Below are 14,977 nucleotides of genomic sequence, written 5' to 3' on the forward strand. Positions count from 1 at the left end.
GCAAAACAGGCGACATCAGATAGGGTATTCCCTTAAGGAGGAGAAATGATCGCAGTTCTGACCACCAACGGTGGGACCGTTACGCACGGTGATGGCGCGGCAACGACGCTGCTGGTTGCTACGATTCGCGGCATGCTCGTGTTCGAGCGTGCAGATACCAGTGCCCCGTGGAATCTCACGCGTAAGACGCTGGAAGATCGCCACGTGAGCGCATTGCTCTATGTTCCGAATGCCGGCCTGCTGTTCGCGGGCGCACACGGCCACGGCGGTCTCGTGATCTCGAAGGATCTGGGCGTGACGTGGGAACCGGCCAACAATGGCCTGAACAGCACGCATATCTATACGATGGCGCAGCAGGAGCGCGAGGGGAAGACCGTCCTGTTCCTGGGCACCGAGCCGTCCGCGCTCTATCGCAGCGGCGATCTGGGTGCTTCGTGGGTCGAAATCCCCGAAATGATGACGGTACCGGACCAGGACAAGTGGACGTTTCCGCCGCCCCCGCATATTGCACACGTCAAGAACATTTCGTTTCACCCGGCCGAACCGGAAACGCTCTATGTCTGTATTGAACAGGGCGCACTTCTCAAGACTACCGACGACGGCAAGACGTGGACCGAGCCGCGTTCGTACGAATCAGAAAACGACAAGTTCTACCACGACAACCACCGCGTGCTGATTCGCCCGTCGAACCCGAAGCAGATGTTCATGTGCGGCGGCGAAGGCCTGCATTACAGCGCAGACGCTGGCGAAACGTGGGTTCACCTGATGACGCGTCAAGACCTTATCGGCTATCCCGACGCCATGTTCATCGACCCGCGCGACGAAAACGTTCTGTATCTCGGCGGGCCGGGCAACGCACCGCGTGATTGGGGCGCCCGTAAGTCGGCGAACGCAACTGTTCTCAAGAGCACCGATGGTGGTGTTACCTGGGGACATATGCGCAATGGTCTGCCCGAGGAAGTGATCGGCAACATCGAGGGCATGGGGCTGCACCATTGGGATGACAAGATCATGCTCATCGCCGGTACCGCAACGGGCGAAATCTATGCGACGGAAAACGATGGCGAAAGCTGGTACCTCGTTTCCGACGATGTCCCGCCGATCTCGAAGGGCGGGCACTATCGCTGGTTCCTCGACGCCAAGGAGCGTATGAACGTCGAGGGTCGTTACGGTCGCAACGAACACTGACCGATTTATAAACAGAACTATTCTGCGCGCCGGGCCCTGTTCCACGGCAGCAAGTCCCACCAGGAGAATGTCTTGAGCCGTATTAACAGTCGCGAGGAAGCCCTTGATATCGCTCGTGGTTTGCATGATGCGATTCGTTCGCGCGTCAAAGAGACCGAAAGCGATCGCGTAGTGCCTAAAGAGACGATCGATGCACTGCGCAATTCGGGTCTCTTCAACATCATTACGCCGAAATCGTTTGGCGGTTCCGAATTGGGCTTTACGACGCTCGTCGAAGCTACGGCAGAAATCGCTTCGGCCTGTGGCTCGACAGGCTGGGTGTTCGGCGTTCTGGCCGGTCATAGCTGGATGTTGAATCTGTTTCCTCTGCGAGCACAGCAAGATGTGCTTGGCGAAGGCCACGCGCTGACGGCGACTGTGTTCCGCTTGGGCGGCACGATTACCGAAGTTGAAGGCGGCTACAAACTCGTGAACGGCGACGGTCGCTTCTGTTCGGGTATCGACCATGTGCAATGGGTCATCATCGGAAACGCCGTGCAGCTTCCGGACGGCACGCCTGAACCGCGCTTCTTCGTGATCCCCCGTTCCGATATCGAAATTGTCGATGACTGGCACACGGCAGGCCTGCGTGGCACCGGTAGCCGCACGATCAAGGTCGCGGAAGCGTTCATTCCGAAGCATCGTTCGGTGTCGGTCAAAGACATGATGACGGGCAACGTCGAAGGCGCTGACGCAATGCGTGCCCCGATCTACCGGATGCCGTTCCAGAACGTCACGCCGTTCTCGCTCATCGGTGCACCGCTGGGCATGGCACGCGCAGCACTCCGGTCGTTCGGCGAGGGTTTGGCACCGCGTCTCCAGGCAATGCCGGCCGATCAGATGGCAGAACAGTCGGCGACGATCGAACGCCTGGCACATGCGACGGCAGATCTCGACGCGGCCTATGCGTTGATTCTCGAAGACACGCGCCGCATCGATACGGCAGAAAGTGCAGAGTCACTGACGGCACTCGAATGGTCGCGTATTCCGCGCGATTGGGCGTATTCGGCTCAAACCGCTCGTCGCGCGGCCAACAGTGCGTTCGAAGCTGCAGGCGGCACCAGTATTTACAACGCTTCGGACCTCCAACGTATCTGGCGCGACGTCAATTCCGCCGCACAGCACTTCGCTTTCACGTGGGATTCGGCGCTGACGGCCTTTGGTCGCCATGCGCTCGGCCTCCCGCCTTCGCAGTTCGGTCCTGGTCTCAAGAAATAAGGATTAGCTATGAACGTGGATGATATTCACTCGATCGAAGATTACTCGCCGGAAACGCTGCGTGAACTGATCGGGCGCGTGGACAAGTCGAGTACGTTCGAACACATGATTTACCGCGAATCCGAGCTGGATGAAGTCTGGCGGCTGCTCGATAACGATATCGTGGCCGCTGCACGGCAGGGCTCGAATGCGCGGGAGGTGCAGAACCTTGTTGCCCTGCGCAAACTGATTGTCGACGCGCACGATTTCATTGGCAACGACAGCAACACCGTAGACGCGCGTGATCGACTGCTGAAGTCCGTCGAACTCGTTTAAGGCTAGCGGGAGAGCAAATATCTCCCACGTGTATTCACAGATAAAGAAAATCTAGGAGCAAACCCATGCTTTCCCGCGAAGATAACGACGTCCTGACCCAAGTTGGTAAAGGCACGCCGACCGGCGATATGATCCGTCAATTCTGGATTCCGGCGATGCTGGCATCGGAAATCAGCGAGCCAGGCGGTAAGCCCGTGCGTCTGCGTCTGATGGGCGAGGACCTCGTGGCATTTCGCGACAGCCACGGCAAGGTTGGCCTGCTCGAAGAACAGTGCCCGCACCGTCGTGCGTCGCTCGCACTGGGCGACAACTCGGACGGCGGTCTGCGTTGCCTCTACCACGGCTGGAAGTTCGGCGTCGATGGCCAGTGCATGGACACCCCGACGGAGCCGGAAGATTCGAAGCTGTGCTCGCGTATCAAGGCAGTGGCCTATCCGATTCGTGAAGTCGCTGGCGTGATCTGGACGTACATGGGCGATCCGGCGAGGGTTCCGCAATTCCCCGACTTCGACTTCCTGTCGTACCCGGTAGAAAAGGTTGCTGCGTTCAAGGTACTCGAAGACTGCAACTACGCTCAAGCCGTCGAAGGCACGATCGACTCCGCACACGCAGGAGTCCTGCACCGCGAACAACCGTGGTCGGAGCCGGCCAAGTACGAACACGAACGCGATCTGCGTCCGAAGATCGAAGTCGAATACACCCTGTACGGCCTGCGCTACGCCGGCGTCCGCAATTTCCGTGAAGAAGGCAAGTTGCACGCCCGTGTCACGGAAGTTATCCTGCCGTTCTTCACGCTGATCCCGCCCGATGGCTTCGGCGTCCGCAAGAACCGTCGCATGGCCAATGCATTCGTTCCGCGCGATGACGAATCGACGTGGCACATCCAGTGGTTCTTCGACGAAACGCAGCCTGTCGATATCGAATATCGTATTCAGGAAGGCGGTCACTGGGTCAATGAAAACTTCCGCAAGGGACTCAACATCGACAACTGGTACAAACAGGACCGCGAAGCCATGAAGACGTCGTCGATGTCGGGCATCAAGGGCATCCTGACGCAGGACCACGCAGTCAGCGAAACGCAGGGGCGTATTCTCGACCGCACGAAGGAACACCTCGGCACGTCGGACGTCGCGGTTGTTGCATGGCGTCGTCAGATGATCCGTTCGGCTCGTACTTACGCAGAAAGCGGCGAACTGCCGAGCGTGCTGACGAACACAATCCCGTGGAATCAGATTCACGCTTCGACGGTGATCTTCGCGAACGATCGTACGTGGAAGGAAGAAGTGCCCCTCAATCCGGACGTCGCCCTGAAGGCCTGAGTTCCACATGATCGTCGATAGTCACGCGCACGTTTCGCCTTATTGGTACGAGCCTGTCGGGACGTTGCTCGATCAAATGAATGAATATGGTGTCGATATGGCCATTCTCACTCAGATGATCGGACAGACAGATAACCGATATCAGCAAGACTGCGTCAAGCGATATCCAGGCCGTCTATCGAGCGTGGCTTGGGTCGATGTCGAAGCCCCGGACGTTGCAATGACGATCGAAAGCTTGGCACGCGAAGGCGTGTCCGGTATTCGGCTTCGCCCCTCCTCGTGTCTTCCGGACGGCCGTCTTCCGGAAGCGTGGCGTGCAGTTCAGGAAACTGGACTGCCCGTCAGCTGTGTGGGGTCGGCCGAAGCATTCAACGCGCCGGGGTTTATCGAACTGGTTGCGAAGTTGGCAGGGACGACTGTCGTCCTCGAACACTTAGGCGGCAACAGCACCCCCGTCACGACGGATGAGCAGTTGGCTATTCGTCGCCAGGTGTTCAAACTCGCGGCCTATCCGAATGTCATGCTAAAAGTTCCGGGGCTCGGCGAATTGATGCCTCGCGACCCGAAAACATGTCATTTGGACCGCCCCTTCGGGGACGCGACGTCGCCGCTTGTCCACGAGGCGGTAACTACATTCGGCGCAAATCGCCTGATGTGGGGTTCCGATTTCCCCGTCGTGAGTTCTCGCGAAGGCTACGGGAATGCATTGAAACTCACCCGTATTGCACTCAACGGATTACCTAATGAGGATCTCAATGCGATCTTTGGCGCTACCGCACGTCGCGTATTTTCGAAACTCTGAGATCGAAAACGAGCAGGAGACAAACACATGACGAAAAAGGTACTGGCCGCAGTCAAGACAGATGTCGAAACCACGGAAATCCGTGAATTTGATTATCCGACTGTCAGGCCTGAAACCGGAATTCTGCGCATCGAAGCCAGCGGAGTCGGCGGCAGCGATCCTGAGTTGTACCGTAAGGCCGGTCACGTTCCTGTCATTATGGGCCACGAAAACGTCGGAACCATCGAGGAAGTCGGGGAAGTCGCGGCCAAGCGTTGGGGCGTCAAGTCTGGCGACCGCGTTGCTCTCCACGAATATCTCCCGTGCTGGAACTGCGAATGGTGCATGAAGGGCGATTTCCGTCTGTGTATGGAGGTCGATTTCTTCAATGTGAAGGACCGCCTGAATACCGATCGTTTCGGTATGTCGACTGCCAACAAGGCACCGCACCTGTGGGGTGGCTACGCGCAATATATGCATATGCCGCTCAACACGGTGATGCACAAGATTCCGCAAGACATGCCGGCCACGCACGCAACGCTGGCGGTGCCGTTCGGTAACGGCGTGCAGTGGGCGTGTCTCGACGGCGGCGCAGGTCCCGGTAAGGTCGTACTCGTGTGGGGACCGGGCCAGCAGGGCTTGGGCTGCGTGCTGGCGGCAAAGGCCGCAGGCTCATATACGGTGATTCTGGCCGGCATGACACGCGATCAAAGCCGTCTCGATCTGTCGCTGCGCGTTGGCGCGGACTACGCAATCAACGTCGAAACGCAAGACCTCGAGACCGAAGTGATGCGTATCACCAAGGGTCGGGGCGTCGACGTCGTGGTTGATACGACCGGCGACCCCAAGGGCGAGATCGTCAAGCAGTCGATCGCTCTGGCGGCAAAGGGCGCCTATTTGAGCCTGAACGGCCTGGAGCAGCAGGTACCCATCGGCGAGATCAAGAAGCGCTATCTGACCGTTCGTGCACCGCGTGGTCGTAGCTACGCAGCGGTCGAACTGGCACTGCGCTATGTTGGCTCCGGCCGCTATCCGATCGACGAAGTGTGCTCGCACACATTCGGCCTGTCGCAGGTTCACGAAGCGATTCTGGCCACCGCGGGTCGGGGGGTTCAAGGTGCGATCCACGTGTGCGTGGACCCTTGGAAGTAACGCCGCACATCGTTGGCTAAACTGAATTTGATAAAGGTAACTTCATGATCGACAGCCACGCACACCTGATTTCGACCGACCGTGAGAAGTATCCGCCGTCGCCGCTGAGCGGTGTTCTCGAAGAAAACGCATTCGACAACCCCGTGACGGCCGAGCGCCTGATCGACCTGCTCGACGCATTGGGTATCGATAAGGCGCTCGCGGTCCAACGTGCGCACCTCTACGGCTTCCACAACGACTACGTCGTGGATTCGGCACAGAAATACCCGAATCGTCTGCGTTCGCTGTGTATGCTCGACGCACTGGCACCGAACGTCGAAGAAACGGTGAAATACTGGGTCGGCGAGCGCAAGTCTGTCGGCATCCGTCTGACGGAACCGAAGAAAGGTGCAGACAGCAGCTGGTTCGCATCGACGGAAGCGCGTCGTGCCTGGGCAGCAGTGACGGATCTCGGCGGCTCGGTGCGTCTGCACTTCTACCGCTGGAATCGTCTGGCAGCACTCGAAGCACTCCAGGACGTCGTGAAGAAGTTCCCGGATACGCCGGTCATTCTCGATCACTTCTCGAATATCGTCGGCGAAGACCCGGGACCGGACTACGGTGTGGACGAAGCATTGCTGAAGTTCGTGGACAGCCCGAACGTCTTCCTGCTGTACTCCATGATCAACCTCGGCAAGTTGAAGGCGCTCGACCTGCCGTCCGCGCCGGTTGTTGAGCGCGTGGTGCGTTCGTTCGGTGCCGATCGTGTGATGTGGGGTTCCGACATCGCTCAGTCGAAGGGCGAGTACAAGGACATGGTTCAGATGGCTAAGGACTCCGTGTCCACACTGTCGGCTGAAGATCAGCAGAAGGTCCTGCATACGACAGCTGAACGCGTCTACTTTAGCTAACGAATTTGTAGACATAAACGGCGTTCTAGTTACTGAGAACGCCGTTTATGTGCATTTCAGGGTTATCCCGAGTCATGTCGCGGGGGGTAACGCGATAAGATTCGAAGAATACTTAATTGAATACTATATGAGATGCTGATCCGGTTAGGTCAAGGAGGTCGGATGCGCAAACTGGCAGGTCCGTTGTGTGTCGCACCTTGTTCTCGATTTATCCGTTCTCGATTCCTTTCTCAGGAGACTGAAAATGAAGTTCCTCCGGAATTGCTGGTATATGGTTGGATGGTCGAGCGAGTTGTCGGCTACTGATATCGTCCCGTTCACGCTGATGAACGAGGCACTGGCGCTCTATCGCAAAGAAGACGGCACGCTGGTAGCACTCGAAGATCTGTGTCCGCACCGCCTGGTTCCGCTGTCGGTCGGCCGTAAGGAAGGTGATGAACTGCGCTGCATGTACCACGGCCTGAAATTCGCCGCAGATGGACGCTGCACTGAAATCCCGGGCACCGATCGTATCTCGTCGAAGGTCTGCGTTCGTAGCTACCCGATCGAAGAAAAGCATGGTGCTGCATGGGTCTGGATGGGTGACGCTGCAAAGGCCGATCCCGCACTGATTCCGCCGATCGAAGGTCCGGACAGCGCTATCTTCGCGATGAAATGCTCGAAGAAAGTATGGAAGGGCAATGCGGAAATTGTCGCTGATAACTTGCTCGACCTGTCACACGCACCTTATGTTCACGAAGCGACGTTCGGTGCCAACAACAAGGTGTCGATCAAGATTCAGAAGGAAGGCGAAGCAAAACGCGGTATCGATACGATCGAGCGTGGCGTCGTTGCTGACCGCTGGCACCTGGGCCGTCCGTCAAATCCTTACTTCGGTGAAATCCCCTCCGACGATAACGTGGTCAGCACGTTCCTCGTACCGGGCGTCTTCATCCTAAAGATCCATTCGTACGCACCGGGCGTTCAGGATCGTCTCGTCGATGGCAAGCCTGCAGAAGAGCCGATCTTTCGCCGTTGCACATGCCAGATGATCACGCCGATCAACGATACGGAATCGATGTTCTTCTACAACTTCGGTCCGGATCACGAGCATGCCGATTTGGCAGATCACGCTTTCGCGATCGCCGAAGCAGCATTCGCCGAAGACAGGGCAATCATCGAGACGCAGCAGGCAACGATCTCGAAAACGCCGGCTCGCAAGATGATTATGTTGGTGATGGATCAGCCGGTGCTGCGTTACAACGAAATCTACAACCGTCTTCGCTCGGCGGAGGAGACTGAGCAAGCCGCGGCTGCGCCCTCAGCGTAAGTAGATCGCACGGCGCTGGTATGTTTTCTGAGACACAGGGAATGACGAAAATGGAATTGAACTGGACCGAGCCCCAATGGGATGAGCAAGCCGATATGGTTGTTGTCGGCTATGGCGGCGCAGGCGCGGTGTTTGCATTCGAAGCCGCTGAACAGGGCGCCGACGTGCTCATTCTCGAAAAGGGTGTGCAGGGCGGCGGCAACTCGGTCTGTGTCGCGGGTGGTCTGATCATGACCTCCGTGGATGAAGACGAGTCGTTCAAATATCTGGATTGGCTGTGCGGAGGCCAAACAGATGAAAGCGTTCTTCGCCATTTCGTTTCGAGTCTCAAGAACATACCGTCGTGGCAGCACAAACTCGAATTGCCGCTCAAGGATAACCCGCAGCCGTTCTCGGCACCGGGGTTTTTTCCCGAGTTCCCGGGCGCTCCGGGCGGGGAAAGCATCAAGGGTATGAGCGTCGTAGCCGCACCGGGCGGTGCAGGCCTCTGGAATGCGATCTCCGCACAAGCGGAGAAGGCGGGTGCCCGCGTTCAGTGCAATACACGGGTCACCAGGTTGGTTCAGCACCCGGTGACGAAACGGATCCTTGGCGTTCAAGCCGAACATGATGGCAAGACGATCGCAGTTCGTGCTCGCAAGGCAGTAGTGTTGGCCAGCGGCGGCTTTGAAGCCAACGATGCCATGTGCAAACAGTTCCTGACTGCATGCCCGATCTACTTCCTTGGTAGCCCGAATCTGACCGGCGACGGCATCCGCATGGCGCAGGAAGTTGGTGCGCAACTATGGCACATGAACGCCGTAGCGGGCCCGCTAAACATGGGCATCAAGACGAAGGAAGGCTACGTCTACGTGACGTACGATCTGAACAAGGTCGCGGGCTTCGGCTACAAAAACGGTGCCTTTAAGGACGGCGGCAGTCTGTTGTGGGTGAACCGACAGGCGAAGCGCTTCCATAACGAAACCGTGGATACATCGGTTGTTCAACACGGATTGGCAAACCGCGATACATGGTTGGCAACGACGCCGGGCACCCCGGAATTCACGAACGTGCCGGCATTTCACATCTTCGATGAGAAGGTCCGTTCCGGTGGCGCGGCAATGACGACGCTGAATTCGCGCGTGCCGCCGTGGTCGCAAGACAACGTCAAGGAACTCGAAGAAGGTCTGATCATCAAGGCCGATACGCTCGAAGAACTGGCGTTGAAGTGCCAGTGGCCGGAAATCAAGGGTGTGTGCAAGGCAGGCCACCTCGATCCGGCCGCACTTCGCGAGACGGTCGAGCGTTACAACGATCAATGCCGCAACAACGTCGATCGAGATTGCGGTCGCGAAACGTTCCTCGTGCCGCTCAACGATGAAGGCCCGTTTTACGCGATTGGGCCGATGCTACCGACATATCTGAACACGCACGGCGGTCCGAAGCACGATGCCGGTCAGCGTGTTCTCGATCACCAGAACAAGCCGATTGCCGGTCTTTATGCAATCGGGGAGTGTGGATCGCTATGGGGTCCGTATTACAACTCGATGGGCGATATCGCCGAATTCATCGTGTCTGGCGTGACTGCGGCAAGAACCGCACTTGCCGACAGTGAGGCGCGGGAAAGTCGCTAATAGTTGTACGGATAATTAACAAGGAGACACCGTAGTGAGTGAGACCGCAGAAGTACAAACGAAGTCGGCGCCCGCCGACAACGTGGAAGATTCAAAGACGTCCAAAGGTGCATGGTGGATGCTCATCGTCTTGACGGCCACGTATGTCATCTCGTTTATCGATCGGGGCGCGCTGGCTCTCGTCGTCGGGCCGATCAAGGAAGACCTCGGAATTTCCGATCTTCAGGTCAGTTTGTTGCTTGGCCTTTCTTTCATGTTGCTGTATAGCGTGCTCAGTATTCCAATGGGCATACTGGTCGATAAGTACCAGCGTAAGACGCTCCTCGGCGGCGCGATCATGGCATGGTCGGTGGTGCAGATGCTGTGTGGTCTGAGCACGACCTATATCCATTTGTTCTTGACGCGCGTTGGTCTCGGTGTCGGTGAATCGGCGCTGGCTCCCGGTTCTCAGTCGATGATTCGTGACGCATTTCCGCCGCATCGTCGCAGTATTGCCTTCGGTATCTACAATATCGGCCCGATGTTGGGTACGGGTTTGTCGATGGCTCTCGGTGCCGTCCTGTTGAAGGCAGCATCGGCAGGCGCATTCGATAGTCTACCCCTCGTCGGCGGCATGAAGCCGTGGCACTATGTGCTGCTGGTGCCCGGCATCATTGGGATTCCGTTCGCGATTCTCCTTTTGCTGCTGCGTGAGCCGGCCCGTCGCTTTCAGACCGATACTTCCGAGGTGACGTACAAGCAGACCATGTGCTTCGTATGGAAGAATCGTGGCGTGTACATTCCGCTCTGGACTGCGATTTGTCTATACGGTATTGCCATCGGCTCGCAGATGGCATGGCTTCCGGAAATCATCGCTCGTACGCTACATGTTGCGCGTCCGGAAATCGGTAAGGCAATCGGTGGCGTTGCACTGCTCGCTTCCCCGCTCGGTCTTCTGATCTGCGGCAGTATCGCGGACCGGCTGCGCAAGCGCGGTATGGTCGATGCGCCTGTTCGGGTGGCGGCGGTAACAACGGCAATCGCGGCAGTCGCTACGGCATGCTTCCCGCTTGTCCATACGATGAGCGCGGGTATCGTCCTCTACTTCATCCAAATGTTCATGTTTGCGATGTTCGCGGTGGCAGGCGGTGCAACGAATGCCAACTTCACGCCCGGTAACATGATGGGCAAGATCACCGCCATCTATTACTTGATCACGAATCTCGTCGGTTTGGCACTCGGCCCTACAGTGGTGGCGCTCGTCGCTAAATTCTTCGACGGTCCGAATGCACTCGGCGCCTCGTTCGTCATCTGCTACGTGGTCTCCGTGACATTGGCGGTGATTCTGCTGATCCGCGTCTGCGGTGCATTGCGTGGGCCGGTTGTGCAATAACTGGTAGTCGTCTCGGGGCATCATGTCTGACGTCCCTTTCTACGAATTCATATAGGTTTAAATCAGGTGAAGATTACCCGCGTTGAGTGCATTCCGATTTCGATGCCGCTGAAGAAGCCGATTAAGCTTCCGAATGTCACAATCACTTGCCTGAATACGCTTTTCTTGGCTATTACAGCCGACGACGGTCTCGTCGGCTATGCGGAATCGGGTGACACATCATCGTGGTATCGCGGTGAAAGCCAGGCATCCATGACGGCGATGATTTCCGATATTTTCGCGCCGCGAATCCTGCTTGGTGAAGATCCGAGCAATATCGAGAAGATCGTCGGCATGATGGATCAACTCGCACGCGACAACAATCAGGCGAAGGCGTTGGTTGACTGTGCGCTCCATGACCTGAAGGGCAAAGCTTTGGGCGTGCCAGTCTACAGCCTGTTGGGTGGCCGCACTCGCGAGAAGATACCGCTCGGTTGGGTATTGTCGGCGGGTGAGCCCGAAAAGGTCGCAGAACTGGCGATCCAGGTCCGCGATAATGGCTTCTCGGCGGTCAAGCTCAAAGTCGGCCGTCATACGTTCAACACCGACGTGGCTACGGTCCGCGAAGTGCGAGCGGCGCTCGGGCCGGAAGCCAAGATCATCTTGGACGCGAATGGCTCATGGAACTATGAACAGGCGTTGACGACGATGAAACGCCTCGATCAATACAACCTTTCGTTCATGGAACAGCCTCTGGCGCATCAATACCGCGACAGCCTGGCGAAACTGCGTGAGCGTGTCAACACGCCAATATACGCAGACGAGGGGGCGCAAGAGTTGGGCGATCTGCGTGAAATCGCAGAGCGTCGTTCGGCCGATGGCGTCGTTCTCAAGATTCAAAAGGTAGGCGGACTGGTCAAGGCACAGCGATTCCTAGCTGCATGTCGCATGTACGACATTCCTGTGTTTTGCAGCACTCTGATCGGATCGGGCGTCGAATCCGGGCCGAGCACGCATCTCATGGTCGCAAACGATTGGGCATGCCAGTTCATGAGCGAAAGTATGGGGCCGCTCGCGATTCACGCGGCTTGGAACAGTGGCGATATCCGGGTAGATCAGGACTTGGCTTTCGGTGGCCAGCGCTTTAGCGGCGGCTTTGCATATCCGAGTGAAGGCGTCGGATTCGGCTTCGAATTGAATCAAGAACTACTGGCCAAGATTCATTCGCCGGGACAGCAGCATCGGGTCGCCGAAGCGCAATAGCAGAGCACACAGCGGCGGACACGATTCGGCCGCGTCGCATAAACGTAATCCGACAGAGGAGATAATTCGATGCAAGGACTTGCTTCGCCACCGTGGAAATACGCGGTACTTTGGCTCCGGGTCTATTTCGGCGCCGATCTTTTGTGGTCTGGTTTCCGCTATCTCTCCACAGGCTGGGTTCCGTTTATTCCCGGCATCGCAGGTCAATACGTGCAGGCACTTGATGCCATTCACATGTTCTATGCCGTGAAGGCAATGGAAATGCTGGCTGGTATCCTGCTGCTGACGAACCGATACGTGTTGCTCGGCGCGATTCTCGAATTCCCGACATCGATCTCGATTTTCTGGATCAATACCTTCATCGTTGGAACCCCACGTCAATTGTTCTCTGGCCCGAATCAGCTGCTGATGAATGGCCTCATTCTGCTGGCGTATGGCGGATATATGGCGAGCGTGTTCAAGCCAAACAAGCCGCTCGCGGTATGGGAAGGCTTCAAGGTCGATGTCTGGAAAGAGCACCTGAGGCTGAGTAAAGGTGCTAAACCGGCCGCGACAGTTGAAGTATCGGGCGACGTCGCGTAAAGGAGTGCGCAAATGAAAAAAAGTAATCGGAATCTTTATATCGGCCTCGCCTGCTGTGTGATCATGACGTGCTGGGTATTCTTCGGGTCCACAGGACTGGGCTATACCGAATATCGAGCATTGCGCGCACGCGATATGTTCGGCCTGGCAATTCCATGGATATGCGTCGTCATCGTCTTGATTCGCGATCGTCGCAGAGGCATTGTATAACCGGCTCTCCGGTGGTAGCGGCTGTGCCACTACCTTTGGGATATGCTCTCGGCATATTTCGTCGCTGTACTGCAGTAACTTCTTGGAATTATTTCACTATGCAAAGCGCTAATTCTTCCCCTTGGAAGTACGTCATTACGTGGCTTCGTCTTTATTTCGGCGCACACCTTTTCTTTTCCGGCATTCGATTCGTGATCGACGGTTATGTACCGATGGTTCCAGGTCTCGCTGGTGAATATCTGGCCGGTGCCGACGCAATCGGTATGTATCACTGGGTCAAATATATGGAAGCGATTTATGGTCTCCTGCTTCTGACAAACCGTTTTGTCTTCCTGACGCTGATTCTCGAAATGCCGACCACCGTCACGATTTTTTGGCTGAATACGTTCATTTCGGCAACACCGCGTCAATTGTTTTCGGGCCCGCAAGAACTACTGATGAACGGTTTGCTGCTGCTCGCGTATAGCGGCTACATGGCGGCATGCTTCCGTCCGAGCCTGAATCCGATGTGGTTGTGGGACGGTTGGAAGGGGTTCCACCTGAAGGGCAAAGGTGGTCTGGTGAACACCAACCCGAGCTTGGTCGGCGTTTCTATCGAAGAAAAAGAATCGGCTTAAGGAGCATTCGCATGAAAAAGAATACCTGGATCGCAACCGCCATCTGTATCGCTCTGACGCTGCTGGCCATCGACGGCTCGACGGGTTGGGGTTGGGCGGACTACCGTCCGCTGCGCAACTTCGACTACTTTGGTCTCGGCATTTCCTGGCTGCTTTTCATCTTCGTGCTCATCCGCGACAAGATCAAGGGCGAAGCCTGAGTCACCATAGTTAAAAAGGTTTTGTCGCGATAAGGGCGAGATGACGAAACATGCATCGTTATGGTAAGGATTATTTATGCAGCGAGGAGGTGGAACTGCTCGGCACGAGTGCATCCAATTCCTCGCTCCTCCATTTGACCCTTGGCGATCATGTGCATGAGTTCGATGCCGCTCAGCAATATGCGGGCACAACGAAAATTCTTGAAGCCCAGCATGGGCCGTGTGCGCCGCTTTATCGCCCGGTGATCTTGCTCTATAACGTTGTTCAGATACTTGTTTTGGCGGATCTTGATCGGTATTTCCCGCTCCGCGTTAAGAGCATCCAGCGCGGCCAGGTTCGCACCGCTTTTATCGTTTGTCACCGTCTCGGGTTCGCCGTTTTGTTCAATCGACTTTTCGAAGTAGCGACGCGCCGCAGCCTTGTCACGATGGGCACGCAGCAGAAAGTCGACAGTGTTGCCCTCCTTGTCGACTGCGCGATACAAATACTTCCACTGGCCTCGGACCTTGATATACGTCTCATCCATTCGCCAGCTCCGGCCGACCGTTTTCTTGTGGCGGCGAAACGCCTTCTCCAGAACCGGCAACACCTTGATAGCCCAGCGGTGCACGGTCGAATGGTCGACCGAAATTCCGCGCTCCGCCATCATCTCTTCCAGGTGTCGAAGACTCAGCGGATAGGCCACATACCAGCGCACGCACGTGAGGATGACATCGAGGGGATAATGCAAACGCTTGAGCACCCGTGCCACGGCTGGATTCAGAGTCTTCATCAAGTGCCCGATCGTTCGCATTGTTACGACACATGATACCCGACGCGTTACTGCGACAGATCCAGATGAATTGCCGGTGAGAGTGCGGTTTATGCAGACACAAATAAACCCTAAGGGGCAGCGGGGAATAGTGGATCAGTGTGTAGTGGTCGACGCG

The 14,977-nt window shown here is 56.7% G+C and carries 16 protein-coding genes; 15 read left to right on the forward strand and 1 reads right to left on the reverse strand.

Features of this window, described 5'->3' with window-relative positions; genetic code table 11:
• Positions 1-45: 45 nt before the first annotated feature.
• The 15 genes from HF916_RS11520 to HF916_RS11590 all read left to right on the forward strand — a co-directional run bounded on the left by HF916_RS11520 (position 46) and on the right by HF916_RS11590 (position 14,047).
• Positions 46-1,188, forward strand: a complete 1,143-nt coding sequence (locus tag HF916_RS11520; RefSeq protein WP_168788900.1) for a WD40/YVTN/BNR-like repeat-containing protein — start codon at positions 46-48, stop codon at positions 1,186-1,188.
• Positions 1,189-1,260: 72 nt separating this feature from the next.
• Entirely contained in the window at positions 1,261-2,445 is a 1,185-nt protein-coding gene (locus HF916_RS11525) for an acyl-CoA dehydrogenase family protein (protein ID WP_168788901.1), read from the forward strand.
• A gap of 9 nt (positions 2,446-2,454) precedes the next feature.
• The gene (locus HF916_RS11530; protein WP_168788902.1) at positions 2,455-2,760 is read left to right on the forward strand and encodes a hypothetical protein; all 306 of its coding nucleotides are present in this window, start codon (positions 2,455-2,457) and stop codon (positions 2,758-2,760) included.
• Between the two features lie 65 nt (positions 2,761-2,825).
• The gene (locus tag HF916_RS11535) at positions 2,826-4,079 is read left to right on the forward strand and encodes a Rieske 2Fe-2S domain-containing protein (protein ID WP_168788903.1); all 1,254 of its coding nucleotides are present in this window, start codon (positions 2,826-2,828) and stop codon (positions 4,077-4,079) included.
• Between the two features lie 7 nt (positions 4,080-4,086).
• Positions 4,087-4,881 (forward strand): amidohydrolase family protein, encoded by a 795-nt coding sequence (locus tag HF916_RS11540; protein ID WP_168788904.1) that lies wholly within the window; start codon positions 4,087-4,089, stop codon positions 4,879-4,881.
• Between the two features lie 27 nt (positions 4,882-4,908).
• The gene (locus HF916_RS11545) at positions 4,909-6,012 is read left to right on the forward strand and encodes a zinc-dependent alcohol dehydrogenase (protein ID WP_168788905.1); all 1,104 of its coding nucleotides are present in this window, start codon (positions 4,909-4,911) and stop codon (positions 6,010-6,012) included.
• A 44-nt stretch (positions 6,013-6,056) separates the two neighbouring features.
• A complete protein-coding gene (locus tag HF916_RS11550) occupies positions 6,057-6,902 on the forward strand; it encodes an amidohydrolase family protein (protein ID WP_168788906.1) in 846 nt (281 codons plus the stop codon).
• Positions 6,903-7,089: 187 nt separating this feature from the next.
• Positions 7,090-8,211 carry an aromatic ring-hydroxylating dioxygenase subunit alpha gene (locus tag HF916_RS11555; RefSeq protein ID WP_240975250.1) on the forward strand — a complete coding sequence of 374 codons (1,122 nt, stop codon included), beginning with the start codon at positions 7,090-7,092 and terminating at the stop codon, positions 8,209-8,211.
• Positions 8,212-8,261: 50 nt separating this feature from the next.
• On the forward strand, positions 8,262-9,824 hold the full coding sequence (locus tag HF916_RS11560) for an FAD-dependent oxidoreductase (protein WP_168789114.1): 1,563 nt from the start codon (positions 8,262-8,264) through the stop codon (positions 9,822-9,824).
• Between the two features lie 118 nt (positions 9,825-9,942).
• Positions 9,943-11,196, forward strand: coding sequence for an MFS transporter (locus tag HF916_RS11565; RefSeq protein WP_240975251.1), 1,254 nt, complete (start codon positions 9,943-9,945; stop codon positions 11,194-11,196).
• 66 nt (positions 11,197-11,262) lie between these two features.
• Positions 11,263-12,438, forward strand: coding sequence for a mandelate racemase/muconate lactonizing enzyme family protein (locus HF916_RS11570; RefSeq protein ID WP_168788908.1), 1,176 nt, complete (start codon positions 11,263-11,265; stop codon positions 12,436-12,438).
• A 69-nt stretch (positions 12,439-12,507) separates the two neighbouring features.
• Positions 12,508-13,020 carry a hypothetical protein gene (locus HF916_RS11575; protein ID WP_168788909.1) on the forward strand — a complete coding sequence of 171 codons (513 nt, stop codon included), beginning with the start codon at positions 12,508-12,510 and terminating at the stop codon, positions 13,018-13,020.
• A 12-nt stretch (positions 13,021-13,032) separates the two neighbouring features.
• Positions 13,033-13,230, forward strand: a complete 198-nt coding sequence (locus HF916_RS11580) for a hypothetical protein (protein WP_168788910.1) — start codon at positions 13,033-13,035, stop codon at positions 13,228-13,230.
• 98 nt (positions 13,231-13,328) lie between these two features.
• A complete protein-coding gene (locus HF916_RS11585; RefSeq protein ID WP_240975253.1) occupies positions 13,329-13,847 on the forward strand; it encodes a hypothetical protein in 519 nt (172 codons plus the stop codon).
• A gap of 11 nt (positions 13,848-13,858) precedes the next feature.
• Positions 13,859-14,047 (forward strand): hypothetical protein, encoded by a 189-nt coding sequence (locus tag HF916_RS11590; protein ID WP_168788911.1) that lies wholly within the window; start codon positions 13,859-13,861, stop codon positions 14,045-14,047.
• Between the two features lie 74 nt (positions 14,048-14,121).
• Here the strand turns inward: HF916_RS11590 and HF916_RS11595 are convergent, their stop codons facing one another.
• Positions 14,122-14,820: an IS6 family transposase gene (locus HF916_RS11595; protein WP_168788912.1), complete on the reverse strand. Its 699-nt coding sequence runs from the start codon at positions 14,818-14,820 to the stop codon at positions 14,122-14,124.
• Between the last annotated feature and the right edge of the window lie 157 nt (positions 14,821-14,977).

Origin of the sequence: Paraburkholderia aromaticivorans (assembly GCF_012689525.1) — a bacterium.
Taxonomy (GTDB): Bacteria; Pseudomonadota; Gammaproteobacteria; order Burkholderiales; family Burkholderiaceae; genus Paraburkholderia; species Paraburkholderia aromaticivorans_A.

Coding starts and splice junctions, on each gene's coding strand:
- HF916_RS11520 (WP_168788900.1), top strand. CDS start 46: ATGATCGCAGTTCTGACCACCAACGGTGGGACCGTTACGCACGGTGAT.
- HF916_RS11530 (WP_168788902.1), top strand. CDS start 2,455: ATGAACGTGGATGATATTCACTCGATCGAAGATTACTCGCCGGAAACG.
- HF916_RS11535 (WP_168788903.1), top strand. CDS start 2,826: ATGCTTTCCCGCGAAGATAACGACGTCCTGACCCAAGTTGGTAAAGGC.
- HF916_RS11540 (WP_168788904.1), top strand. CDS start 4,087: ATGATCGTCGATAGTCACGCGCACGTTTCGCCTTATTGGTACGAGCCT.
- HF916_RS11545 (WP_168788905.1), top strand. CDS start 4,909: ATGACGAAAAAGGTACTGGCCGCAGTCAAGACAGATGTCGAAACCACG.
- HF916_RS11550 (WP_168788906.1), top strand. CDS start 6,057: ATGATCGACAGCCACGCACACCTGATTTCGACCGACCGTGAGAAGTAT.
- HF916_RS11560 (WP_168789114.1), top strand. CDS start 8,262: ATGGAATTGAACTGGACCGAGCCCCAATGGGATGAGCAAGCCGATATG.
- HF916_RS11565 (WP_240975251.1), top strand. CDS start 9,943: ATGCTCATCGTCTTGACGGCCACGTATGTCATCTCGTTTATCGATCGG.
- HF916_RS11575 (WP_168788909.1), top strand. CDS start 12,508: ATGCAAGGACTTGCTTCGCCACCGTGGAAATACGCGGTACTTTGGCTC.
- HF916_RS11580 (WP_168788910.1), top strand. CDS start 13,033: ATGAAAAAAAGTAATCGGAATCTTTATATCGGCCTCGCCTGCTGTGTG.
- HF916_RS11585 (WP_240975253.1), top strand. CDS start 13,329: ATGCAAAGCGCTAATTCTTCCCCTTGGAAGTACGTCATTACGTGGCTT.
- HF916_RS11590 (WP_168788911.1), top strand. CDS start 13,859: ATGAAAAAGAATACCTGGATCGCAACCGCCATCTGTATCGCTCTGACG.
- HF916_RS11595 (WP_168788912.1), bottom strand. CDS start 14,820: ATGAAGACTCTGAATCCAGCCGTGGCACGGGTGCTCAAGCGTTTGCAT.